The 21,564-nt window shown below is 72.6% G+C and carries 16 protein-coding genes; 9 read left to right on the top strand and 7 right to left on the bottom strand.

Features of this window, described 5'->3' with window-relative positions; all coding sequences use genetic code 11:
• Positions 1-23: 23 nt before the first annotated feature.
• Genes RWE79_RS33965 through RWE79_RS33950 form a run of 4 tightly spaced genes read right to left on the bottom strand, consistent with a single transcriptional unit; the run spans position 24 to position 4,918 of the window.
• Positions 24-1,346 (bottom strand): lysine N(6)-hydroxylase/L-ornithine N(5)-oxygenase family protein, encoded by a 1,323-nt coding sequence (locus RWE79_RS33965; RefSeq protein ID WP_475943911.1) that lies wholly within the window; start codon positions 1,344-1,346, stop codon positions 24-26.
• A gap of 51 nt (positions 1,347-1,397) precedes the next feature.
• The gene (locus tag RWE79_RS33960) at positions 1,398-2,948 is read right to left on the bottom strand and encodes a pyridoxal phosphate-dependent decarboxylase family protein (RefSeq protein ID WP_475943910.1); all 1,551 of its coding nucleotides are present in this window, start codon (positions 2,946-2,948) and stop codon (positions 1,398-1,400) included.
• Between the two features lie 54 nt (positions 2,949-3,002).
• Entirely contained in the window at positions 3,003-3,842 is an 840-nt protein-coding gene (locus RWE79_RS33955) for a siderophore-interacting protein (RefSeq protein ID WP_475943909.1), read from the bottom strand.
• 38 nt (positions 3,843-3,880) lie between these two features.
• A complete protein-coding gene (locus RWE79_RS33950; protein WP_475943908.1) occupies positions 3,881-4,918 on the bottom strand; it encodes an ABC transporter substrate-binding protein in 1,038 nt (345 codons plus the stop codon).
• A gap of 129 nt (positions 4,919-5,047) precedes the next feature.
• Here RWE79_RS33950 and RWE79_RS33945 point away from each other — a divergent pair, with 129 nt between their 5' ends.
• The 6 genes from RWE79_RS33945 to RWE79_RS33920 all read left to right on the top strand — a co-directional run bounded on the left by RWE79_RS33945 (position 5,048) and on the right by RWE79_RS33920 (position 11,887).
• On the top strand, positions 5,048-6,100 hold the full coding sequence (locus tag RWE79_RS33945) for a FecCD family ABC transporter permease (RefSeq protein WP_475943907.1): 1,053 nt from the start codon (positions 5,048-5,050) through the stop codon (positions 6,098-6,100).
• Complete coding sequence (locus RWE79_RS33940) at positions 6,097-7,125, top strand: FecCD family ABC transporter permease (RefSeq protein WP_475943906.1); 1,029 nt, start codon at positions 6,097-6,099, stop codon at positions 7,123-7,125. Before RWE79_RS33945 ends, RWE79_RS33940 begins: the two co-directional genes overlap by 4 nt.
• A gap of 98 nt (positions 7,126-7,223) precedes the next feature.
• Complete coding sequence (locus RWE79_RS33935; protein WP_475946274.1) at positions 7,224-8,021, top strand: ABC transporter ATP-binding protein; 798 nt, start codon at positions 7,224-7,226, stop codon at positions 8,019-8,021.
• Positions 8,018-10,090 carry a penicillin acylase family protein gene (locus RWE79_RS33930; protein ID WP_475943905.1) on the top strand — a complete coding sequence of 691 codons (2,073 nt, stop codon included), beginning with the start codon at positions 8,018-8,020 and terminating at the stop codon, positions 10,088-10,090. The genes RWE79_RS33935 and RWE79_RS33930 overlap by 4 nt, the downstream gene beginning before the upstream one ends.
• The gene (locus RWE79_RS33925) at positions 10,074-10,661 is read left to right on the top strand and encodes a GNAT family N-acetyltransferase (RefSeq protein ID WP_475943904.1); all 588 of its coding nucleotides are present in this window, start codon (positions 10,074-10,076) and stop codon (positions 10,659-10,661) included. The genes RWE79_RS33930 and RWE79_RS33925 overlap by 17 nt, the downstream gene beginning before the upstream one ends.
• 104 nt (positions 10,662-10,765) lie before the next feature.
• The gene (locus RWE79_RS33920; RefSeq protein WP_475943903.1) at positions 10,766-11,887 is read left to right on the top strand and encodes a glycoside hydrolase family 6 protein; all 1,122 of its coding nucleotides are present in this window, start codon (positions 10,766-10,768) and stop codon (positions 11,885-11,887) included.
• A 20-nt stretch (positions 11,888-11,907) separates the two neighbouring features.
• On the opposite strand, the gene RWE79_RS33915 is transcribed toward RWE79_RS33920, so the two are convergent.
• On the bottom strand, positions 11,908-13,689 hold the full coding sequence (locus RWE79_RS33915; protein ID WP_475943902.1) for a serine/threonine-protein kinase: 1,782 nt from the start codon (positions 13,687-13,689) through the stop codon (positions 11,908-11,910).
• A gap of 223 nt (positions 13,690-13,912) precedes the next feature.
• Here RWE79_RS33915 and RWE79_RS33910 point away from each other — a divergent pair, with 223 nt between their 5' ends.
• Positions 13,913-14,899 carry an SCO0930 family lipoprotein gene (locus tag RWE79_RS33910; RefSeq protein ID WP_475943901.1) on the top strand — a complete coding sequence of 329 codons (987 nt, stop codon included), beginning with the start codon at positions 13,913-13,915 and terminating at the stop codon, positions 14,897-14,899.
• Between the two features lie 115 nt (positions 14,900-15,014).
• Here the strand turns inward: RWE79_RS33910 and RWE79_RS33905 are convergent, their stop codons facing one another.
• Both RWE79_RS33905 and RWE79_RS33900 read right to left on the bottom strand, forming a co-directional pair.
• Positions 15,015-16,166 carry a glycosyltransferase gene (locus RWE79_RS33905; protein ID WP_475943900.1) on the bottom strand — a complete coding sequence of 384 codons (1,152 nt, stop codon included), beginning with the start codon at positions 16,164-16,166 and terminating at the stop codon, positions 15,015-15,017.
• Positions 16,163-19,063 (bottom strand): bifunctional glycosyltransferase/CDP-glycerol:glycerophosphate glycerophosphotransferase, encoded by a 2,901-nt coding sequence (locus RWE79_RS33900; protein WP_475943899.1) that lies wholly within the window; start codon positions 19,061-19,063, stop codon positions 16,163-16,165. The genes RWE79_RS33905 and RWE79_RS33900 overlap by 4 nt, the downstream gene beginning before the upstream one ends.
• Positions 19,064-20,076: 1,013 nt before the next feature.
• Here RWE79_RS33900 and RWE79_RS33895 point away from each other — a divergent pair.
• Together RWE79_RS33895 and RWE79_RS33890 are read left to right on the top strand one after the other, a co-directional pair.
• Positions 20,077-21,003 carry an NADP-dependent oxidoreductase gene (locus RWE79_RS33895; protein WP_475946272.1) on the top strand — a complete coding sequence of 309 codons (927 nt, stop codon included), beginning with the start codon at positions 20,077-20,079 and terminating at the stop codon, positions 21,001-21,003.
• A gap of 66 nt (positions 21,004-21,069) precedes the next feature.
• The gene (locus RWE79_RS33890) at positions 21,070-21,522 is read left to right on the top strand and encodes a flavodoxin family protein (protein WP_475943898.1); all 453 of its coding nucleotides are present in this window, start codon (positions 21,070-21,072) and stop codon (positions 21,520-21,522) included.
• Positions 21,523-21,564 lie beyond the last annotated feature (42 nt).

Here is a 21,564-nt window from a genome sequence, read left to right as displayed (position 1 = left end):
GCTGAAGACGATCCCGTGGCCGTTCACCGGGCGACGCCCTCGGGTGCGCCGAACTCCTGGAAGGCGATGGACTTCTCGACCGGGTAGACCTCGCGGCCCAGCAGCTCGCGGATGATCCAGGAGTTGCGGTAGGCGCCCATGCCCAGGTCGGGTGAGGTGATGCTGTGGGTGTGGGTGCCGGCGTTCTGCAGGAAGATGCCGCGTCCGGTGGTGTCGATGCTGTAGTTGCGGGCGACGTCGAAGCGGCCCCGGCCGTCCCAGCGGATGCGGTCGCGGACCGGTTCCAGGAAGGCGGGCGGCCGGTACTTGTAGCCGGTGGCCAGGACCAGGCCCTGGGTGGCGAGGGTGAAGTGCCGGTCCTGCTCGGTGTGGTGCAGCCCGAGGGTGTAGGTGCCGCCGGCCTCGTCGTACGAGGCGCCGGTGAAGGCGGTGTTGGTCAGCAGCCGGGTGGCGACGGGCGCACCGAAGTTCTTCTGGTAGAGCAGGTCGAAGATCGCGTCGACGAGTTCCGAGTTGATGCCCTTGAACAGGCCCTTCTGCTCGGATTCGAGGCGGTAGCGGGTGTCCTCGGGCAGCGCGTGGAAGTAGTCGACGTACTCCGGGGAGGTCATCTCCAGCGTGAGTTTGGTGTACTCCAGCGGGAAGAAGCGCGGGGAGCGGGTGATCCAGTTGAGCTGGTATCCGTGGGTGTCGATCTCGGAGAGCAGGTCGTAGTAGATCTCGGCGGCGCTCTGGCCGCTGCCGACGACGGTGATGCTCTCCTTGGCCTGGAGGGAGGCCTTGCGGTCCATGTAGCGCGAGTTGTGCAGCAGGTCGCCGCCGAGGTCCTCGCAGAAGTCGGGTATGTACGGGGGCGTACCGGTGCCGAGCACCAGGCGGCGGGCGCGGTGGGCGGTGCGCTCACCGGTGCGGGTGTGGGTGGTGTGCACGGTGTAGGTGGCGCCGTGCTCGTCGTCCTCGTCGTACTCGACCGCGGTGACCTCGTGGTCGAAGCGGACCGAGGTGAGCCGGCCGGCGGCCCAGCGGCAGTAGTCGTTGTACTCGGCCCGCAGCGGATAGAAGTTCTCGCGGATGTAGAAGGAGTACAGCCGCCCGGATTCCTTGAGGTAGTTGAGGAAGGAGTACGGGGAGGTCGGGTCGGCCAGCGTGACCAGGTCGGACATGAACGGCGTCTGGAGGTGGGCGCCTTCGAGGAACATCCCGGAGTGCCAGTCGAAGTCGGGCTTGCTCTCCAGGAAGAGGCCGTCGAGCTCACCGATCGGCTCGGTCAGGCAGGCCAGGCCCAGGTTGTACGGGCCGAGGCCGATGGCGATGAAGTCACGGACGGGCTGTGGCTGTGTCGGCATGAGGGGGGATCGGTCTCTCGTGAGGGTGATGGTCGGCCGGCGAGGTGACGCTCAGCCGGCGAGGTGGCGGAGTTCGGGGGTGAGCCGCTCGTTCACATACCGGCCGGCGTGCTCGGCGAGGAGGTCGAGGACGTGGTCGATGTCGTCCAGGGTGGTCTCCGGGTTGAGCAGGGTGACCTTCAGGAAGTGGGCGCCGTCGACCTTGGTGCCGGCCACGACGGCCTCGCCGGAGTCGGCCAGGGCCTGGCGGGCGTACAGGTTGGCCTCGTCGGCCAGTTCGCGGGCGGGGCCGGCCGGCGGCAGGTAGCGGAAGACCACGGTGCTGAGCTGGGACTTGGTGACGACCTCGAAGCGCGGGTCGCCGCAGAGCAGTTCCCAGGCCTGCGCGGCGCGGTCCACGACCTCGTCGAAGAGCTCGCCGACCGCGTCCGGGCCCATGATGCGCAGCGTCAGCCAGAGCTTGAGGGCGTCGAAGCGCCGGGTGGTCTGGAGCGACTTGTCGACCTGGTTGGGGATCCGCTGCTCGGCCATCCGGGCCGGGTTGAGGTAGTCCGCGTGGTAGGTCGCGTGCCGCAGCACGGAGCGGTCGCGGACCAGGACGGCGCTGGAACTGACCGGCTGGAAGAAGGACTTGTGGTAGTCGACGGTGACCGAGTCGGCGCGCTCGATGCCGTTCAGGAGATGGCGGCGGGTCCGGGAGGTCAGCAGCCCGCAGCCGTAGGCCGCGTCGACGTGCAGCCACAGCCCGGCCCACTGGCACAGGTCGGCGATCTTCTCCAGCGGGTCGATGGTGCCGAAGTCGGTGGTGCCGGCGGTGGCGACGACGGCCATGACGACCTGGCCCTCGCGGTTGCAGCGCTCGATCTCGCGGGCCAGGGCGGCGGGGCGCATCCGGCGGTCGCGGTCGGTCTCCACGGTGATGACGGCGTCCCCGCCCAGGCCGAGCAGTTTCGCCGACTTCTGGACGCTGAAGTGTCCGGCCTCGGAGGCCAGGATCCGCAGCCGGGGCAGGATGTCGTGCTTGGTCAGCGGGGTGGCGGAGTTCTTCGCGGCCAGGGCGCAGGCCTCTTCGCGGGCCAGCAGCAGGGCGTGCAGGTTGGACTGGCTGCCGCCGCTGGTGAACACCCCGTCGGCGTCCGGGCCGAGGCCGAGGCGCTTGGCGGTCCAGTCGACGAGCCGGCGTTCGATGAGGGTGCCGCCGGCGCTCTGGTCCCAGGTGTCGAGGGAGGAGTTGACCGCGGTCAGTACGGCTTCGCCGAGCAACGCCGGTATGACGACCGGGCAGTTGAGGTGGGCGAGGTAGCGCGGGTGGTGGAAGTAGACCGCGTCGCGCAGGTAGACGTCCTCCAGTTCGTCCAGGGCGGCGGCCGGGTCGCTCAGCGGCTGCTCCAGGTCGATCGCCGAAATCTGGGGGGCCAGCCGGTCCGGGGAGATCCCGGTGAAGGGGCGCCGGGTGCCGGTGACCCGGGAGGCCACCCGCTCGACACCCGCGGTCAGGGAGCGCCGATAGCCGTCCACCGTACGGTCGTTGAACAGGTGGTCCCTGGCGTTCTCGGCCCTGGGCACCCTGGGGGCGGCAACCGGCTGTCCCTGGAGACTCATGCAACTGTCCTTTCCGTCGCGAACGCTGATTGCGTCTACTTAGGTTAGCCTAACCTAAGTAACGGCGGAAGTAGCCGCACCGGAAAGCGCCTCCTCGCGCAACTGCTCCTCGCTGGCCCCCCGGCGCCAGTAGCCCGAGAACTCCACGCGCCCGCGGTCGAAGCCGCGTTCGCCGACCAGATGACGGCGCAGCGCCTTCACACAGCCGGCCTCGCCCGCGATCCAGGCATAGGCGTTGCCGCAGGAGGGCAGTTCGGCGGCACGCACCGCCTCCGGCAGGTCGCCCCGGACCAGCCAGGTGACCTCGGCGTCGGCCCGGCAGGGCAGGTGCTGGATGTCCCCGGCGTCGGGGACGTCGATCCACACCCGCGCCCGCACCCCGGCCGGCAGCCAGTCGAGGATGGCCGCGGCGGCGGGCAGCGCGGTCACGTCGGCGGTGATGAGCACCCAGTCGGTGCCGGGCGGCGGGCGGAAGCCGACGCTCTTGTTGTCCGGGACTGCCGGACCGAGCAGGACCACACGGTCCCCCGGCCGGACCCGCGCCGCCCAGCGGCAGGCCGGGCCCGCGTCGCCGTGCAGCGCGAAGTCCACGTCCACCTCGGCCGGTTCGTGGCGCTGCTCCCGCACGGTGTACGAACGCATCACGGCCCGCACGGCCGGGTCCATGGCCCGCCAGCGGGCGAACCACTCGTCCCCGGCGTCGGTCGGGACCAGGGGGGCGGACTGCCCCGGGTGCGGCAGGAAGAGCGAGAAGCTCTGGTCCCGGCCGCCCCCGGCGAACTCCCGCAGCCGCTCACCGCCGAAGGTGATCCGCACGATGGACCGCCCGAGGCGTTCACTGCGTACGACATGGGCGTCGAAGAACCGGAACGCTCCGGCGACGGCGGTGGTCATGCGGTCCCTCCGAAGGGTGAGGCTGCGGGGGTGGCGGGTCAGCCGAGCTTCTTGGCCTTCGTGATGGCCTCGGCGAGGTTCTCCAGCAGTGGGGCGGCGCCGGCGTACGAGAAGCGGGGCACCGCGTCCCAGCCGGTGACCTGGCCGGCCTTGACGGCGGGGAGCTGGGTCCAGGCCGGCTTGGAGGCCAGCGCCTTGGGCTGCAGGGTGGTGCCGCGGTTGTCCAGCAGGATCAGGTCCGCGTCGTACTTGTCCGCGTTCTCCCAGCTGAGGCTCTCGTAGTAGTCACCGTTGTCGAGCTTCTTGGGGACCACGAAGTCGACGCCGAGGGACTTGAAGTACAGGAGGTCGGTGCTGACCTCGGGGTTGGAGGCGTAGAAGATGTCGGCGCTGGCGGAGGCCGCCAGGACCTTGACGCCCCCGCTCGCCCTGGCGGCCGAACGCAGGGTCGCGGCGGCCTTTTCGAAGCGCGCCTTGGCGTCGGTGACCTTCTTGGCCTTCAGGTCGGCGCCCAGGGACTCGGCCAGCTCGGCGTAGCGCTGGATGGGCTCGGTCAGCGGCACGCGGGCGACGGTGACGGCCACGCTGGGCGCGAGGGCGAGGATCTTCTTCTTGCTCTCCTCGGGCACGTACCAGAGCTGGTCCGCCTCGTACTGGTGGGTGATCAGCAGGTCGGGGTCGAGGGCGGCGTACTTCTCGATGTTGAACTCGCCCCAGACGTTGCCGAGGATCGTCACCTTGTCGATGTCGAGGTCGCCGGCCTGCGGATCGGCCTTGCCGTTCTTGAGCTTGGTCTCGCCGAAGACTCCGACGATCTGCTCGTCGAGCCCGAAGTCGACCAGGGCGGCGGCGGTGCCGGTGAACGCGACGACGTGCTGCGGCGTGCTCTTGGACGTGACCTTCTTCTTGCGGTCGTCGGTGAACGACCAGCTGCCGCCGCCGCTCTCCTTGGCGGCGGCCGAGTCCGACCCGCCGCTGCCTGCGCATGCCGTGATCAGGGCGCCGAGACCGGCGACGCCGCCCGCGGCGAGCAGGCCACGACGGGAGAGAGGAGCGGGGATTCCGGGCTGCGGCATAGCGGTGTCTTTCTCTCACTGGGTACGCAGGGGGCACTGGGACAACCAACGGCCGTTAGGTTAACCTAACCTAAGTCTTTGTCCAATGGGGCGTCACCCCACACCCCCGGCCCGCACCGGAGTCGCTACGTGTTCCTCACCAAGTCACCACCGGTGCAGCGCAGTTCACCCCCGGACTTCAGCACTCGGCCGGCACCGGGCGCGGTCCGGGGAGCCGGACTGGCCGTCGCCCTGCTGGTACTGACCGCCGTCCTCGCGCTCAGCATCGGGGTCGGCGCGAGGCAGCTCACGCCCGCCGAGGTGTGGCACGGCCTCTTCGACAGCGGCTCCCCCGCCTACACCGTCGTGCACCGGATGCGGCTCCCCCGCACCCTGCTCGGACTGCTCGCCGGCACCGCGCTGGGGCTGGCCGGCGGGATGATGCAGGCACTGACCCGCAACCCGCTCGCCGACCCCGGGCTGCTGGGCATCAACGCCGGTGCCTCGGCGGCCGTGGCGACCGCCATCTCCGTCTTCGGCGTCGCCACCTTCCACGGCTATGTGTGGTTCGCGCTGCTCGGCGCCGCCGTGGTCTCGGTACTGGTCTACGCGGTCGGCGGCGGACGCGGCGCCACCCCGGCCCGGCTGGCGCTGGCCGGAGCCGGCCTCAACGCCACGCTCTACTCGTACGTGAGCGCCGTGATGCTGCTGGACAGCACCTCCCTGGAGCGGATGCGCTTCTGGACGGTCGGCTCGCTCGCCTCGGCGGACCCCGCCACCGTCACCGCGCTGGCACCCTTCGTCGTGGCCGGGCTGCTGCTGGCCCTGACCCTGGCCAGGCCGCTCAACGCCCTGGCGCTGGGCGACGATTCGGCCACCGCGCTGGGCGCCCGCCCGGCCCGGATCCGGACCGGCGCCATCGTGGCGGTGACCCTGCTGTGCGGGGCGGCCACGGCGGCCTGCGGTCCGATCGTCTTCGTCGGCCTGATGGTTCCGCACTTCGTGAGGGCCCTGACCGGGCCGGACCTGCGCTGGATGCTGCCGTACTGCGCGGTGCTCGCGCCGGTGCTGCTGCTCGGCGCCGACATCGCCGGCCGGATCGTGGCCCGGCCCGGGGAACTGCAGGTGGGGATCGTGACGACCGTGCTGGGCGGACCGCTCTTCCTGTACTTCGTCCGGCGCGGCAAGGGGGCCGGCGCATGAGCGTCATACGTGTCGCGGGCGGACGGTCGGTCACCTTCCGCCCCCGCGCCCTGGTGGTGGGCGCCCTCGCGGCGCTGCTGGCCCTGGCCGTCGCCGTACTGGCCCTGGGCAGCGGCGACTACCCGCTGAGCCCGGCCGAGGTGCTGCGCACCCTGGCCGGAAACGGCTCCCCCGCACAGGACTTCGTCGTCAACGAACTGCGGCTGCCCCGGGTGGTCACCGCCCTGCTGGTCGGCGCCGCCCTCGGACTGGCCGGCGCGCTCTTCCAGTCCCTGGTCCGCAATCCGCTCGGCAGCCCCGACGTCCTCGGCTTCACCCAGGGCGCGGCGGCCGGGGCCCTCGTCGTGGTCGTCGCCGGCGGCAGCAGCCTGGCCCTGGCGGGCGGCGCGGTGGCGGGGGGACTCGCCACCGGGGTACTGATCTACGCGCTGGCCTGGCGGAACGGGGTGCACGGATACCGCCTGGTACTGATCGGCATCGGGGTCTCGGCCGTCCTCTCCGGCGTCAACGGCTATCTGCTGACCCGGGCCCAGCTGATGGACGCGGCCCGCGCCGTGCTCTGGCTCACCGGCAGCCTGGACGGCCGGGGCTGGGAGGACGCGCTGCCGCCGGCCGTCACCATGGCGGTGCTGGTGCCGGTGGTGCTGCTCGGCTGCGCGCGGCCCCTGGCGGTCATCGAGATGGGGGACGACGCGGCGAGCGCCCTGGGCGTCCGGGTCGAACGGGTACGGCTGGTGCTGCTGGCCGCCGCCGTGGTGCTGGCCTCCTTCGCCGCCGCCGCGGCCGGACCGGTGTCGTTCGTGGCGCTCACCGCGCCCCAGCTGGCCCGGCGGCTCACCCGGGCCCCCGGCCCCAACCTGCTGCCGGCGATGTGCACCGGCGCGGCCCTGCTGGTCACCGCCGACTGGGCGGCGCAGCGGGTCATCACCGGCCACCAGCTGCCGGTGGGCGTGGTCACCGGAGTGCTGGGCGGCGGATACCTGGTGTGGCTGCTGGCCACCGAACGCAGGGCGGGACGGATATGAGTGACGTGACACGGACGCAGGCGCAGCAGCAGACGCAGCCGCGGACCCAGCAGGCGCAGGCGCAGGAAGCACCCACCGCACAGGAAGTCCGGGACGCGATGACCACCCGCCTCAGCGGCAACGACCTCACCCTCGCCTACGACAGCCGTACGATCGCCGAGGGCCTGACCGTGCCCATCCCCGACCGGTCCTTCACGGTCGTGGTGGGACCCAACGCCTGCGGCAAGTCCACCCTGCTGCGCGCGCTGTCGCGAATGCTGAAGCCGGTCACCGGCAGCGTGCTGCTGGACGGGCAGGACATCGGCACACTGCCCGCCAAGCAGGTCGCCAGGACCCTCGGGCTGCTCCCGCAGTCGTCCATCGCGCCCGACGGCATCACGGTCTCCGAACTCGTGGCGCGCGGCCGGTACCCGCACCAGGGACTGCTGCGCCAGTGGTCCCGCGACGACGAACGGGTGGTCACCGCCTCGATGACCGCCACCGGCGTCGCCGACCTCGCCCAACGGCCGGTGGACGAGCTGTCCGGCGGCCAGCGCCAGCGGGTGTGGATCGCCATGGCCCTGGCCCAGGAGACACCGCTGCTGCTGCTGGACGAACCCACGACGTATCTCGACATCGCCCACCAGATCGAGATCCTCGACCTGTGCGCGCGGCTGCACCGGGAACAGGGCCGCACCCTCGTGGCGGTGCTGCACGACCTCAACCACGCCGCCCGCTACGCCACCCACATGATCGCGATGCGTGACGGACGGGTGGTGGCCTCCGGGCCGCCGGAGGAGGTGGTGACCGCCGAACTGGTCGAGGAGGTCTTCCGGCTCCCGTGCCGGGTGATCGACGACCCGGAGACCGGCACCCCACTGGTCGTGCCGGCCGCCGCCCGGCGGGTGACGCCGTGAGCATCGAGGTCCACCGCGACGACTGGGGCATCCCGCACCTGCGGGCGTCCGACGCCCATGAACTCGCCTTCGCGCAGGGCCACAACGCCGCCACCGACCGCGCCTGGCAGATCGAGGTCGATCGCCACCGGTCGCAGGGCACCAGCGCCGCCTTCCTCGGCGCCGACGCCGTCGACTGGGACCGCTTCGCCCGGCAGGCCCGGCTCGACGACACCGCGCGCCGGTGCTTCGCCCGCCTCGACCGCAGGACCGCCGCCTGGATCAGACGGTACGTGGCCGGGGTGAACGCCGGCCTGGCCGAAGGGGCGCGCCGGGCACCGCAGTTCGCCGCCACCGGGGCGGCCCCCGGCCTGTGGCGGCCCTGGACCCCGCTGGGGATCTGGCTGTCCACCCACATCCTGTTCGCCGGCTTCCCCACCAAGCTGTGGCGCGAGGAGGTCGCCCGCCGGATGGGTGAGGACGCCGTCGGGCTGTTCGCCACCGACGGTCCGGGCACCGCCGGCAGCAACGGCTGGCTCGTCGCGGGCGACCGTACCGTCACCGGCGCCGCCCTCGTCGCGGGCGACCCGCACCGCTACATCGAGGACCCCGGGCTCTACCAGCAGGTCCATCTGTCCTGCCCGGAGTACGACGTCGTCGGGCTGGCCGTGCCGGGCGTCCCGGGACTGCCGCACTTCGGCCACACCGGATCGGTGGCCTGGGCGATCACCAACGCCATGGCCGACTACCAGGACCTCTACCGCGAACGGCTGCGGCGCCACGACGGGGCGGTGGAGGCCCTGGGACCGGACGGCTGGCGGCCCACCTCCGTCCACACCGAGACGATCGAGGTGGCCGGCGGCACCGGGCCGGTCACCGTCGAGGTCATCGAGACCGAACGCGGCCCGGTCGTCATCGGCGGCCCCGGCGAGCCGCTCACCGTCAGCCTGCGCTACCCGCCCCGGGTCCGCGACGACCTCGGCTTCGCCGCGCTGCCCGCGCTGCTCGCCGCGACCACCGTCGCCGATGTCGACCTGGCCCTGGACCTGTGGGTGGAGCCGGTCAACGTCGTCCACGCCGCCGACACCGCCGGCGGGCTGCTGCACCGCGTCGCGGGCGTCGTCCCCGTCCGGCACCGGGACAACCTGCTGCGTGTCGTGCCGGCCTGGGAACCCGGCCACGCCTGGACCGGCCTGCACGATCCGCTGCCGCGCGAGCCGGTCGAGGGCATCGCGGTGATGGCCAACCAGCGCGGCCTCGCCGCACCGCTGGGCGTGGAGTTCGCCCCGCCGCACCGGGCGGAGCGGATACGGGAGTTGCTGGAGGCCTCCGAGCTGTGGGCGGCCGAGGACATGGCCCGGGTCCACACCGACACCCGGCTGGACTCCGCCGGGCCGCTGCTGTCGGAGCTGGCCGGCCTGGAAGGGCTCGGCCCGCAAGCCGCCGGGCTGCGCGACCGGCTGCTGCGCTGGGACCGCCGGATGGCGGCCGGGAGCACCGACGCCGCCGCCTACGCCCGGCTGCGGCACGCCGTCGTCCGGCGCATCGCCGCCGACCCCGCCCTGGCCGGGCTGACGGAGCCGGTGGGCGACCCGTCGTACCCGGCGGTCTTCCGGCCCTGGCTGGCCCTTGTCCCCAGGGTCGGCTACGCGCTGGAGAACCTGCTCGGCTGCGGGCTGCTGCCGGTCGCCGGTCTCGTACGGGCCGCCGCCGAGGAGGTCGCGGCGGCCGGGCCGCCCACCGCCGGCTGGGGCGCCACGCACCGGCTCGCCCCCTGGCAGGCACTGCCGGGCGACCAGGCCGAGGAGTGGCCCGAGCTGTCCGGCGACCACGACTGCGTCCTGTCCACCAGCAGCGTCCCCGGACTCACCGACCTCAGCGCCCGGGGCCCCGCCGCCCGCTACGTCTGGGACCTCGCCCGGCGCGACGACAGCTCGTGGGTGGTCCCCTTCGGCGCCTCCGGCATCCCCGGCCACCCCCACCACCGCGACCAGCTCCCGCTGTGGCTGCGCGGTGAACTCGCCCCCGTCATCACCGACTTCACCCGCCTGCGCCTGACCGAGGAGATACCCCTTGACCGTCACAGCTGACCAGGAGGCCGCCGGTTCCGGCACCGTTCGGATCGTCCCCCTCGACCCGGCGAAGGACGCCCCGCTCATCCACTCCTGGGTCACCCAGGACCGCGCGCGCTTCTGGGGCATGCGCCACCACACCCTCGAACAGGTCCGGGAGATCTACGCGTTCGTGGACTCCCTGGACACCCACCACGCCTACCTCGTCCACCGCGGGGACCGGCCGGTCGCCCTCTTCCAGACCTACCGGCCCGAGGCGGACCCGGTGGGCGAGTGCTACGAGGTGCTGCCCGGGGACTTCGGCGTCCACATCCTCGTCGGCCCCCCGGCCGGAGCGGACGCCGGAGCGGACGCCGCCGGCACCGAGCCGGGCTTCACCGGTGCGCTGCTCACCGCCTTCCTCACCTGGGTGCTGGACGTCGATCCCGCCCGGCGGCGCATCGTGGCCGAGCCCGACGCCCGGAACAACAAGGCGATCGCCCGCTTCGTCCGGGCCGGGTTCGTCCTCGGGCCGGAGATCGAACTGCCGGAAAAGCGGGCCCGGTTGGTCTTTCTGAGCAGGGAGGACTTCGAGGCGGCTGTGAATTGACGGAGCTGACGGAGCTGACGGAGCTGACGGAGTTGACGGCACGACGGCAACCTTTGGGCGGCCGGCGGCGACTGTGACGTATGGCCCGTATGAAGTTGCTGACCGTGACGCTTTCGGTAGTCCTCGTCGGAAGCGCCGTCACCGGCGGAGTGATGCTGTCCTCGGCGGCCGAGCCGCACCGCTCCTCGGCCGGCCGGGTCGACGAGGCATCGACGTCGCTGCCCCGGCTGCCCCCGGTGGGCCGGTCCTCGCCGCAGGCGGGGAGCAGCGCGGCGGGCGCACGGGCGCGGTCCTCGGCGGCCCCCTCGGCGTCCCGTTCCTCCACGGCGGGGGCCACCGGAGCGGCCTCGGGGAGCAACCGGGCGTCCACGTCGCGGTTCTTCAACGACCCGCGGTCGCAGGTGAACCAGTGGGTGAACGCCCACCCGGACGACAGCCGTGAGCCGCTGATCGCGTCGAAGATCGCCGCCCGGCCGCAGGGCGTGTGGTTCGCGTCCTACCGGCCGTCGACGGTAACGGCGGACGTGCGGCGGGTCACCTCGGCGGCGGCGGGTGCGGGCACGGTGCCGGTGCTGGTGGCCTACCAGTTGCCGGACCGCGACTGCGGCGGCGCCTCGGCGGGCGGCGCACCGGACCTGGCGAGCTACGACGCGTGGGTGAGGAAGTTCGCCGCCGGGCTGGGCGGCGGCGAGGTGATCGTGATCCTGGAGCCGGACTCGGTGGCGCTGACCAGCTGCCTGTCGGCGTCGCAGCTGAGCGGACGCTACGCCTCGCTGGCCCGCGCCGGAGCCGCGATCCACGCCGCCGACCCCCGGGCCAGGGTCTACTTCGACGCCGGCCACTCCGACTGGAACAGCGCGGCCGACCAGGCGGCCCGGCTGCGCGAGGCGGGTGTGCTCACCGCCTCGGACGGCATCTTCACCAATGTGTCGAACTTCCAGCGGACCCCGGCGGAGATCACCTACGCCAAGACCGTGCTGGGCATCCTGGGCTCCGGACTGCACGCCGTGATCGACACCGGCCGCAACGGCAACGGGGCACCGGCCGGGGGCGTGTGGTGCGATCCGTCCGGCCGGGCGACGGGGACCGCGCCGACCACCGCCACCGGCGACCCGGCGATCGACGCCTTCCTGTGGGTCAAGCCCCCCGGCGAGGTCGACGGGTGCGCGGGACCGGCCGGCACCTTCTCACCGGACTACGCGTCCGGCCTCGCCAAGGGTGCCTGAGAGCCGGTGTCCGAGCGGTCTCACCCGGCGGGCCGGAAGCTGTCGAGGAAGGTGTGCAGCGCCTGCTGGTTCTCCTGGCTGAACCAGACGGACGCCGGGACGCTCCAGCGGATCGCGTAACCGTGCTTGGAGTCGACCACGAACCCGCGGTCGAGGGTGTGGTAACGCACCCCGTTGACGGTGGAGTTCCACTCCCAGTCGGCGGCCTTCCAGCCCCGGTAGTCGACGGACTGGATGGCGCCGAGACGCTCGTAGTCGTCGATGGTGCCGCGCACCTTCTTCTCCAGGGTCTTCCAGGCGGCGACGGGATCGTCACCCGGGGTGTGGGTCCAGTCAACCAGCACCGAGCGCGGGTCGTCGAAGGCGCCGAAGAGGGATCCGGCACCGTGGCCGTTGTCGCCGATACGGCCGAAGCTGTCGGGCAGCGCGATGCTGAAGCCCTCGGGGTCGTCGCGCTGGGAGAAGTCCTTGGGGATCGCCGCGGTGTTCTCACCGGTCGAGGACGAGGAGGGCCCGGAGGACGAGGACGAGGACGGGGCCGATGCGGAGGAGGACGGCGACCGCGTCCCCGATCTGGTGGGTTCGGGCCCGGGTGCGCCGGCGGTCGCCGCCGACCGTCCGTTCAGGGTGACGACGGTGACCATGGTGGCGAAGGCGGCCAGCAGGGCGACCGCCGCCAGGGCGAGCCCGGCCGGCGTCCAGGACACCGTGCGGTCCCGTACCGTCGTCCGCCACAGCGGCCGGCGCCACAGGGGCACCGCCGCCCGCTTGCGCACCTGGGGCGCCGTCTTCGCGGGGCGGGCGGGGCGCGGCGGGCGGCCGGCACGCGGCGGGCGCGGGGCGCGTTCCGTGCGGGCGGTGCCTTCGGCGGCGCCGGAACCGGCCGGTCCTGACGGCTCCACGGGACCGGACTGCTCGGCGAACGCCGTGACCGAGCCCGAGCCCGTGACCGAGCCCAGCAGTCCGCTCGGATCGCCGCGGAACTGCGCCTCGCCGATGATGCGGTTGAGGACCTTGCGCACCACGGGATCGTCGGTGCGTTCCAGCGGGTCCTTGCGGAGCAGCCCGTTGATGGCCAGGGCCAGCGGCCCGGCGTGCCGCGGGGGCACCACGGGCTCGTTGAGGACGGCGGCCAGGGTGGCGGCGGGGGTCTCCAGTTCACGGAACGGGGGGCGGCCCTCGACCATGGCGTAGAGGACGGCACCCAGCGACCACAGGTCGGAGGAGGGGCCGGGCCGTTCGCCGCGGGCCCGTTCCGGTGAGGCGAAGGAGGGCGCGGCGTCCTGGGCTGCGGTCACACCGAAGCCGCCCAGCACGATGTGCCCGTCCGGGCGGACCAGGACGTAACTGGGGCGTACGTCGCCGTGGGTGATGCCCTCCCCGTGGGCGGCGGTGAGGACGGCGAGCAGTTCGAGGCCGATCCGGGCGGCCCGGATCGCGTCCAGGGTGCCGGCGGTGGCCAGGAGTTCGTCCAGCGGGGTGGCCTCGGCGATCTCGGTGACCGTCCACAGCCGGTCGTCGTCCTCGACGATGTCCAGGCAGGTGAGCACCCGGTCGGGACAGACCAGCGCCATCACCTCGGCCTCCCGCAGCATGCGGGCCACCAGCCGGCGCCGCGCGGTGGGTTCGGAGTGCCTTTTCTCGGCGCGTAGTTCGGTGACGGTGACCTGCCGGCCGAGTTCGGTGTCCTCCGCCCGCCAGGCGGTCTGGCCGTCCCCTTGCCGTACGACGTCCGTCAGCCGGTAACGCCCGGCGAGCAACTGCCCGGGGGAACGCTCTGTGTTGGCATCGGCCATGGTCATGGTCATCCCCTGCTGCGAACCTGCGACTTCCCCGACACATCCACTGCCGAGCTGTACGGCCGGGGTGGCCGGTCTGCTCAACGCGGACCGCAATTCAAACCCCCGGACCTCGGCGTTCGAAAACTTTATGAGATACGCATGAACCGTAGAGCGTCTTCGCCCGTAGTTAGGGCCAAGTGCCGGGCGAGGATGCCGGTGCGGACGCGAAACGTGAGGAACCGAAATGGGAACGTGGCGAAATTTCCTACTCGCCGGAGTGGCCGCGACGATGCTCCTGGCCACGGCCTGTGGGGCTAGTACACAGCCGACCAACACGGCAGTGGTGCAGCCGGCCGCCGGGTCGGTGTCGGCCAGTCCCTCCGGGTCGAGTGGCACCTCCGGGCTGAAGACCGCGGGTGTGCTGGCAGTACGGGACGACTCCAAGCTGGGGGCGCTCGTCACCGACAGCGAGGGCAACACCCTCTACCGCTTCGACGCGGACACCCCGAGCCCCTCGAAGTCCAACTGTGAGGGGGACTGCGCCACCACCTGGCCGCCGGTCTCCGCCGACGACGCCTCGGCGTCGGACAGTCTCAACCCCGATCTGCTGGGCTGGGTCGCCCGCGCGGACGGTTCGAAGCAGCTGACCCTGTCCGGCTGGCCGCTCTACCACTACGCCAAGGACGCCAAGGCCGGTGACACCAACGGCCAGGGCGTCGGCGACAAGTGGTTCGCGGCGGCTCCCGACGGCAAGAAGTCGGGTGTGACGCGGGCCTCGCTCAATGTGCTCGACAGCCCCGAGCTGGGCAAGATCCTGCAGGACAAGAACGGCAAGACGCTGTACCTGTTCACCAAGGACACGCCGTGGCCGATGAAGACCGCGTGCGACGCCACCTGCCTGACGAAGTGGACGCCGGCCGGTCTGGTCACCGCCAAGGATGCCGCCGCGGCGGGGCTCCCCTCGGACGCGCTGTTCACCTTCACCACGCCGAACGGCACCAAGCAGGAGGCGTTCAACTGCTGGGCGGCCTACACCTTCAAGGGTGACAAGGAAGCCGGCCAGACCAACGGCCAGGGCGTCGGCGGTGTCTGGTTCGCGATCAAGAAGGACATCACGGTCGACCGGGGCAAGACCATCCCGGCCGCGAAGGCCAAGGCCGGTTCCTCGGCCACCGCTTCCTCGTCCGCCAGCAGCGAGGACAGCGGCGACGCTTCCGACAACGGCTACTGAGCCCGAGGGTGACCGCCGCACCGGTCCCCCCTCCCGCACACCCCCACGCGCCTCCGCCGCCTGGTCCCCGGACCGGCGGCGGAGGCGTCCGCCGTACCGGGCGGTGTACCGGTCACTACCGTTCCAGGAAGTCGAACAGCTCCTCCCAGCGGTCGGTGACGGCGGACGGGGCGTAGCGGCGGACGTTCTCCCGGGCCCGCTGCCCCATCGTGTCGCGCAGTTCGGCGTCGGCCATCAGCAGGTCGAGCCGGCGGGCCAGTTCCGAGGTGTTGCCGGGCCTGGCCAGCAGTCCGTCCTCGCCGTCGCGGATGATCTCCCGTACGCCGGGGGCGCAGTCGAAGGCCGCGCAGGGCACACCGCAGGCCATCGCCTCCAGGATCGCCAGCGGGAAGCCCTCGCCGCGCGAGGACTGCACGAAGACCGAGGCCTGGTGCAGCGCCCCGGTCACGTCCGCGGTCTGCCCGGCCCACTCCACCGAGCCGTCCAGCCCCAGGGCGGTGCACTGCCGCCTGAGGGGTTCCGCGAGCTCTCCGGCGCCGTGGATCCGCAGCCGCCAGCCCGGCTGGCGGGGCGCCACCTCGGCCCAGGTGTCGAGCAGCATGTCGATGCCCTTCTGGTGGCTGAGCCGGCCGATGCTGGCCACCGTCTTCTCGGTGCGGGGCGAGGCGGTGGCGGGCTCCGAGGGCAGCGGGTTGGGCATGAAACCGGTGTTGTCCAGTCCCTGGCCGGTCCACAGGTCGGCGTCCTCCTGGGTGAGCAGCAGCAGCCGGTCGACGCCCGCGAAGTGGGTGCGGACCCGCCGGAAGCGCGAGGACTGGCGGGAGTAGAGGTACGACTCGTGGCTCATCCCGATCACCGTGTGTCCGCAGGTGTCGGCGAGGGCCACCCACTCCATCGCCCACACCTGTGTGACGATGACGACCGCGCCCGGCCGGGCGGCGCGCAGCAGGGCGGACAGCCGCCCGGCGGCCTCGCGCATGACGGCCCGGCGGGTCGCCTCCCGGCGGATCCCGGCCAGGTCGGCGCGGACGGCCAGGCTCCGCAGGGAGCGCGGGGCGGGCGGGCGCCGCGCGTACAGGGTGAGGGTCTCGAACGGGAGGTCCTCGCCCAGGTCCATCGGCACCTCGGGCGGGGCGATGCCGACGATCCGGACCCGGTGTCCGCGGCCGGACAGCAGCCGGGCCAGCTGGTTCTGCCAACGGGCCACGCCGCCCAGCTCGTTGACCTCGTTGGCGACGAAGAAGATGTCACGCTCACGTCCGGTCATCGGCCCTCCCGGTGCCGGGGAGTCCCGAAGAACCGGTCCACGATGCGGGTGGCCGCGTCGCCCCGGTCGTACTCCCCGTAGCGGTCGGCGAACTCCTTGAGCCCGGTGGCGTGGCGCTCCCGGATGCCGCCGAGGTCGGCCAGCGCGGCGAACAGCTCCTCCTCGGTGCGCACCACCGGGCCGGGGGCCTGGTCCAGGAGGTCGAAGTAGGCGCCCCGGACGTCCTGGGAGTACTCCTCCCAGTCGTGGGCGAGGAAGATCATGGGGCGTTGCAGCAGCGCGTAGTCGAACATCAGCGAGGAGTAGTCGGTGACGACGGCGTCGGCCAGCAGCAGCAGCGGGGTGATGTCCGGTTCGCCGCTGACGTCGACGACCCGGCCGGCGACCGAGGGCGGCAGGGCGATCCGGTTGAGGTAGTGGGTACGGACCAGCAGGGTCAGCTCGGTGCCGAAGCGGTCCGCGAAGCGGTCGACGTCGAAGGGGAACTCGAACTCCCGGACCCGGCCGCCCGGATGGGCGCGGAAGGTGGGCGCGTACAGCACGACGGGGCGGTCCCGGCGCAGCCCGAGGCGGGCGGCGAGCCGCTCGGCCGCCGGGGCGGGGGCGGCGCGCTCACGGGCCCGTACGAGGGCGTCGTTGCGCGGGTAGCCGGTGCGCAGCAGCTTCTCGTCGGGGACGCGGTAGGCGCGGGCGAGGGTGCGCACATCGTGCTCGCCGCGCACCACGAAGTGGTCGAAGCGGTCCAGGGCCCGCTGGTAGGCGGCCTGCTGGGGCTCGGACATCATGCGGTAGCCGGGTTCGTCGAAGCCCATGTGCTTGAGGGCCGAGCCGTGCCAGGTCTGAATGTAGGTGGTGCCGGGGCGCTTGGCGAGCCTGAGCGGGAAGCCCTGGTTGTCGATCCAGAACTCGGCCTGGGCGAGGGCCCGCAGATACCGCCAGGACCAGCGGCGGACCAGTTCGGCGTCGTCGGGGAAACCGTCGGGCCGGTCCCCCGCGTACGACCAGTAGGCGGTGAAGCGCAGGCCGCGGCGCCGCAGTTCCTCGTAGAGGGCGCGGGGGCTGTCGCTGTACTGCCGGCCGAGGTGGCTCTCGAAGACGACGGTGCCGCGGCGGACCGGGAGGAGCGCGATCATGCGGTGGTAGACCTGGATCTTGCGCTCGCCGGAGTTGAGGTCCCGCCAGGCGGTCCGGGAGCGCCGGTAGGCGCGTTTGCCGGCGGTCGCGGCGGGGCCGCCGAGGTGGCGTTCGACGACGGCGTGGGTGCGGCGGGCGACGGTGCTGTGCTGGGTGAGGCGGAAGGCGAGGTGGCCCTTGGCGGAGACCTGGGGTTCGAGGCGGTCGGCGACCAGGCGGGTCAGCAGCGGCCGGATCCGCGGCGGCGGGGCCGCGGACAGGTCGGTGTTGCCCGCGGTGAGCCGGGTGGTGGTGCGCCGGCCGTCGGCGGTGAGGCGCAGCCGTACGTCCCACACCTCGTCGACCACGCCGAGCGGGCGCAGCCGCCGGGCGAGCGGCACCTCGGCGTGCCAGAGCAGGTGCTCACCGGCGTGGCGCGGGGTGTCCACCGGGAAGCGGAAGGCCCGCCAGGAACGGCGGCGGGCGCGGAACTCCAGCTCGCCGGAGAGCTCGGCTCCGGGCGGGACGACACCGAGGGGGTTGACGATCGCGCCGTCCAGGATCACCAGGCCGTCCCGAACGGCGTAGCCGGTGAGGCGGTTGCGCGGGGCCATCCGGTCCAGCGGGCGGGTGTGGTGGCCCAGGGCGGTGACGTCGAGGACCTCGCGGCCCTGCGGGTCGTCGAGGTGGTCGGCGCACCAGTAGATCCGGCCGTCGCGCTCGGCGAGCGGGGAGGAGATCTTGTGCCGGTTGATGAGGGTGTCGATGGCCGGCATCAGCTGGTCCCAGTCCTCCTTGAGCAGCAGATAGCCGCAGATGGCGTGGATGGGATCGAGGGCGGCGTACGCGGCCGGGGGGAAGCCGGCGATGTAGTCGTCGGCCATCCGGGCGAAGCGGCGGCGGTAGTCGTCGTCGAGGAAGGGCAGTTCGCGCAGGTACAGGACGAGGTCGTGCTTGAGGAACTTGATGTCCTTGGCGAGCTTGAGCGCGTCCATGGCGGGGTCGTCGCCGGCCGGGCGGTGGTCGAGGATGCCGTCGATCCGGCGGTGGATCTCGACCCGGGCGGAGAAGTTGTCCAGCTCGTGGCGGCGGTTGCTGATGGACTTGACCCGGGCCTTGTCCACGACGTTCCAGAGGTAGACGGTGTCCGGCACGAGGGTGATCCGGCGGGCCGCCAGATAGGCCCGGGCGGAGAAGAGCAGGTCCTCGTAGTGGATGCCCCGGGGGAAGATGAGGCCGGCCGCGGTGAGGAAGTCGCGCCGGTAGCACTTGTTGGTGGACAGGGTGTCGAAGACCATCAGGTCCGGCAGCTCGGTGATGGAGTCGATGGTGCGGGTGCGCCGGTACAGCCACGGGTACCAGGGGTCCCGGCGGTGGTGCCGGCTGTCGGTGTGGACCCGTACGCAGAGCCCGGAGACCAGGTCGGCGCCGGTGCGTTCGGCGGCCTCCAGCATGGTGCGGCAGGCGTTGCGGGGCAGGGTGTCGTCGCTGTCGAGGAACATCACGTAGCGGCCCCGCGCCACGGCGACGCCCTGGTTGCGGGGTTCCCCGCAGCCGCCGCTGTTGACCGGCAGCCGGATCACCCGCACCCGGCCGGGGTGGGCGGTGGCGAAGGCCTCGGCGGCCTCGTAGGAGCCGTCGGTCGAGCAGTCGTCGGCGATGACCACCTCGACGTTGCGCAGCGTCTGGTCCAGCACGGACCGTACGGCGGCGGGGAGCCGCCGCGCGTCGTTGTAGACGATGACGACGACGCTGATGTCCGGGTGACCTGCCTCGGAGTCCATGGAAGGGCGCCTCCTTGTGTGTGCCGGTCGCCCTTCGAATCTCTGGTCTGCGGCCCCGGCCCGCAACTCGGAGCGCGCCCCGCCCCGCCGCGGGGCACCATGGGCACATGGCCAGGGCGCTCCCCGTACGGCTGGTGGCGGGACTGCTGCTCGTCGCCGTCTTCTGGCCGCTCCACTGGACGCTGGCCGGCCCCTGGTCGGAGGACGTCTTCCTGCCGTTGTGGCTGGGCTACGTCCTGGTCGGCGACGGCCTGGTGCTGCTGCGCACCGGTACGTCCCCCATGAGCCGCGGCCGGTGGCTGTTCCTGGCCCTGTTCCCGCTGTCCTCGGCCTGCTGGACGCTGTTCGAACTGGCCAACCATGTCATCGGCAACTGGTACTACGCGGCCCCGGGCGGCCGGCACGGGCGGCTGTGGTGGGACGTGGTCCAGGCGGCCACGTACAGCGTGGTCATCCCCGCCCTGTGGGTGACGGCCGAGCTGATGCTGAGCCTGCCGCGGCCGCGCGGGCCCCGGGACCGGCCCCGGGGCGGCCGGGCGGGCCGGGGAGACGGCGGCCGGGCGCGGCCGGTGCTGCCCGCGCTGCTGCTGCCGCCGGCCGGCCTCGCGGCGCTGGCGCTGGCGCTGCTGTTCCCGCGGCAGGCCTTCTGGCTGCTGTGGTTCGTACCCTTCCTGCTCCTCGATCCGCTCAACCGCCGTACGGGGCGCCCCAGTCTGCTGCGGCAGGCCGAAGCGGGCCGCTGGGACACGATCACGGCACTGGCGCTGGCGGGGCCGGTCACCGGCTTCTTCTGGGAGATGTGGAACGGCGGCGCGGCGGGCTACCACTGGGTGTACACGATCCCCTGGTTCGACGGGACGCCCCATCTGTTCCGGATGCCGCTGGCCGGCTACCTCGGCTATCCGCCGTTCGCACTGTCGACATTCGCGCTGTGGTCGGCCGTCATGGGGGAATCAATCACCGTCGGGCCCGGTTCCCCGGACCGGAAGTCACCGACGTCGAAGGGTGCTGAGATGTTCGCGTTGACATTCGCCGAGTACGGGGATCCGTCCGTACTCCGGGTGGCCGAGGTACCCGAGCCGCACGCCGGGCCCGGCCAGGTACGGATCGCGGTCCGGGCGGCGGGGGTGAACCCGGTCGACTGGAAGATCCGCTCAGGGTTCATGAAGGACGACTTCCCGGTGGAACTGCCCTGCGTGGCCGGCATGGACGCCGCCGGGGTCGTCGACGAGGTCGGGGAGGGCGTCGAGGGCGTGAGCCCCGGGGACGAGGTGTTCGGCTCCGGCAACGGCGTGTCCGCCCAGTTCGCGGTCCTGGACCACTTCGCGGCCAAGCCCGCCACGATGAGCTGGTCGCAGGCGGCGGCGCTGCCGGTGCCCGCCGAGACCGCCCAGCGGGCCCTGGGGCTGCTGGACCTGCTGGGCGGGCCCGCCGCCGGGCAGACCCTGCTGATCGAGGGCGCCGCGGGCGGGGTGGGCACCGTGGCGGCCCAGTTCGCCATCGCCGACGGCGCCACGGTCATCGGCACCGCGAGCGAGCCCAACCACGGCTATCTGCGCTCCCTGGGCGTGGTGCCCACCACCTACGGCCCCGGGCTCACCGAGCGGGTGGCCGCCCTGGCCCCCGGCGGCGTCGGCTTCGCCCTGGACACGGCGGGCAAGGGATCGGTCCCCGAACTGATCGCGATCGTCGGCGACCCGGCCCGGGTGGTGACCATCGCCGACTTCTCCGCCGGGCAGTACGGTGCCCGGGTGACCGGCGCCGGCACCGACCCCCAGCGGTACGACGCCCTGCCCCGGGCCGCCCGGCTCTTCGAGGCGGGCGGCCTGACCGTCACCGTCGACTCCGAGTTCCCGCTGACCGAGGCCGCCAAGGCCCACGAACGCAGCGAGGGCGGCCACGTCACCGGCAAGATCGTGCTCACGGTGTCCCCGGCCTGACGTACCGGGCACCGGGTCGCGCGGCCCTCGTCCACGCCTGCCACCGAGTGGGTAGGCTCAGCGGACGTGCCCACCCTGCTGATCGTCCATCACACTCCGTCACCCAACACCCAGGCCATGTTCGAGGCCGTGCTCTCCGGAGCCACCACCGACGAGATCGAGGGCGTCGAGGTGGTGCGGCGGCCCGCCCTGGGCGCGACGGCGGCCGACGTCCTGGCGGCCGACGGCTTCCTGCTCGGCACCCCGGCGAACCTCGGCTACATGTCCGGCGCCCTCAAGCACTTCTTCGACCAGATCTACTATCCGTGCCTGGACGCGACCCGCGGCCGGCCGTTCGGCTACTACGTGCACGGCGGCAACGACGTGACCGGGACGGTGCGCGGCATCGAGTCGATCACCACCGGCCTGGGCTGGCAGAAGGCCGCTGTGCCCGTCACGGTCACCGGCGAGCCGGGCCGGGCCGACATCGAGGCCTGCTGGGAACTGGGGGCCACGGTGGCCGCCGGGCTGGCTCCGTAACGGCCGCACACCCCTTTCCCGCACGGCCGCCATGCCGCACCA

It is taken from the genome of Streptomyces sp. RLA131 (genome assembly GCF_056270125.1).
Note: the sequence above shows the minus strand (reverse complement) of the source record. Positions and strands in the feature narration are given on the sequence as shown.

Bases quoted from the DNA above. Each gene is read 5' to 3' on its own strand.
- RWE79_RS33950 (WP_475943908.1), bottom strand. From the start codon at position 4,918: ATGCCGCAGCCCGGAATCCCCGCTCCTCTCTCCCGTCGTGGCCTGCTC.
- RWE79_RS33935 (WP_475946274.1), top strand. From the start codon at position 7,224: ATGACCACCCGCCTCAGCGGCAACGACCTCACCCTCGCCTACGACAGC.
- RWE79_RS33905 (WP_475943900.1), bottom strand. From the start codon at position 16,166: ATGACCGGACGTGAGCGTGACATCTTCTTCGTCGCCAACGAGGTCAAC.
- RWE79_RS33960 (WP_475943910.1), bottom strand. From the start codon at position 2,948: ATGAGTCTCCAGGGACAGCCGGTTGCCGCCCCCAGGGTGCCCAGGGCC.
- RWE79_RS33895 (WP_475946272.1), top strand. From the start codon at position 20,077: ATGTTCGCGTTGACATTCGCCGAGTACGGGGATCCGTCCGTACTCCGG.
- RWE79_RS33940 (WP_475943906.1), top strand. From the start codon at position 6,097: ATGAGCGTCATACGTGTCGCGGGCGGACGGTCGGTCACCTTCCGCCCC.
- RWE79_RS33955 (WP_475943909.1), bottom strand. From the start codon at position 3,842: ATGACCACCGCCGTCGCCGGAGCGTTCCGGTTCTTCGACGCCCATGTC.
- RWE79_RS33910 (WP_475943901.1), top strand. From the start codon at position 13,913: ATGGGAACGTGGCGAAATTTCCTACTCGCCGGAGTGGCCGCGACGATG.
- RWE79_RS33915 (WP_475943902.1), bottom strand. From the start codon at position 13,689: ATGACCATGGCCGATGCCAACACAGAGCGTTCCCCCGGGCAGTTGCTC.
- RWE79_RS33965 (WP_475943911.1), bottom strand. From the start codon at position 1,346: ATGCCGACACAGCCACAGCCCGTCCGTGACTTCATCGCCATCGGCCTC.
- RWE79_RS33900 (WP_475943899.1), bottom strand. From the start codon at position 19,063: ATGGACTCCGAGGCAGGTCACCCGGACATCAGCGTCGTCGTCATCGTC.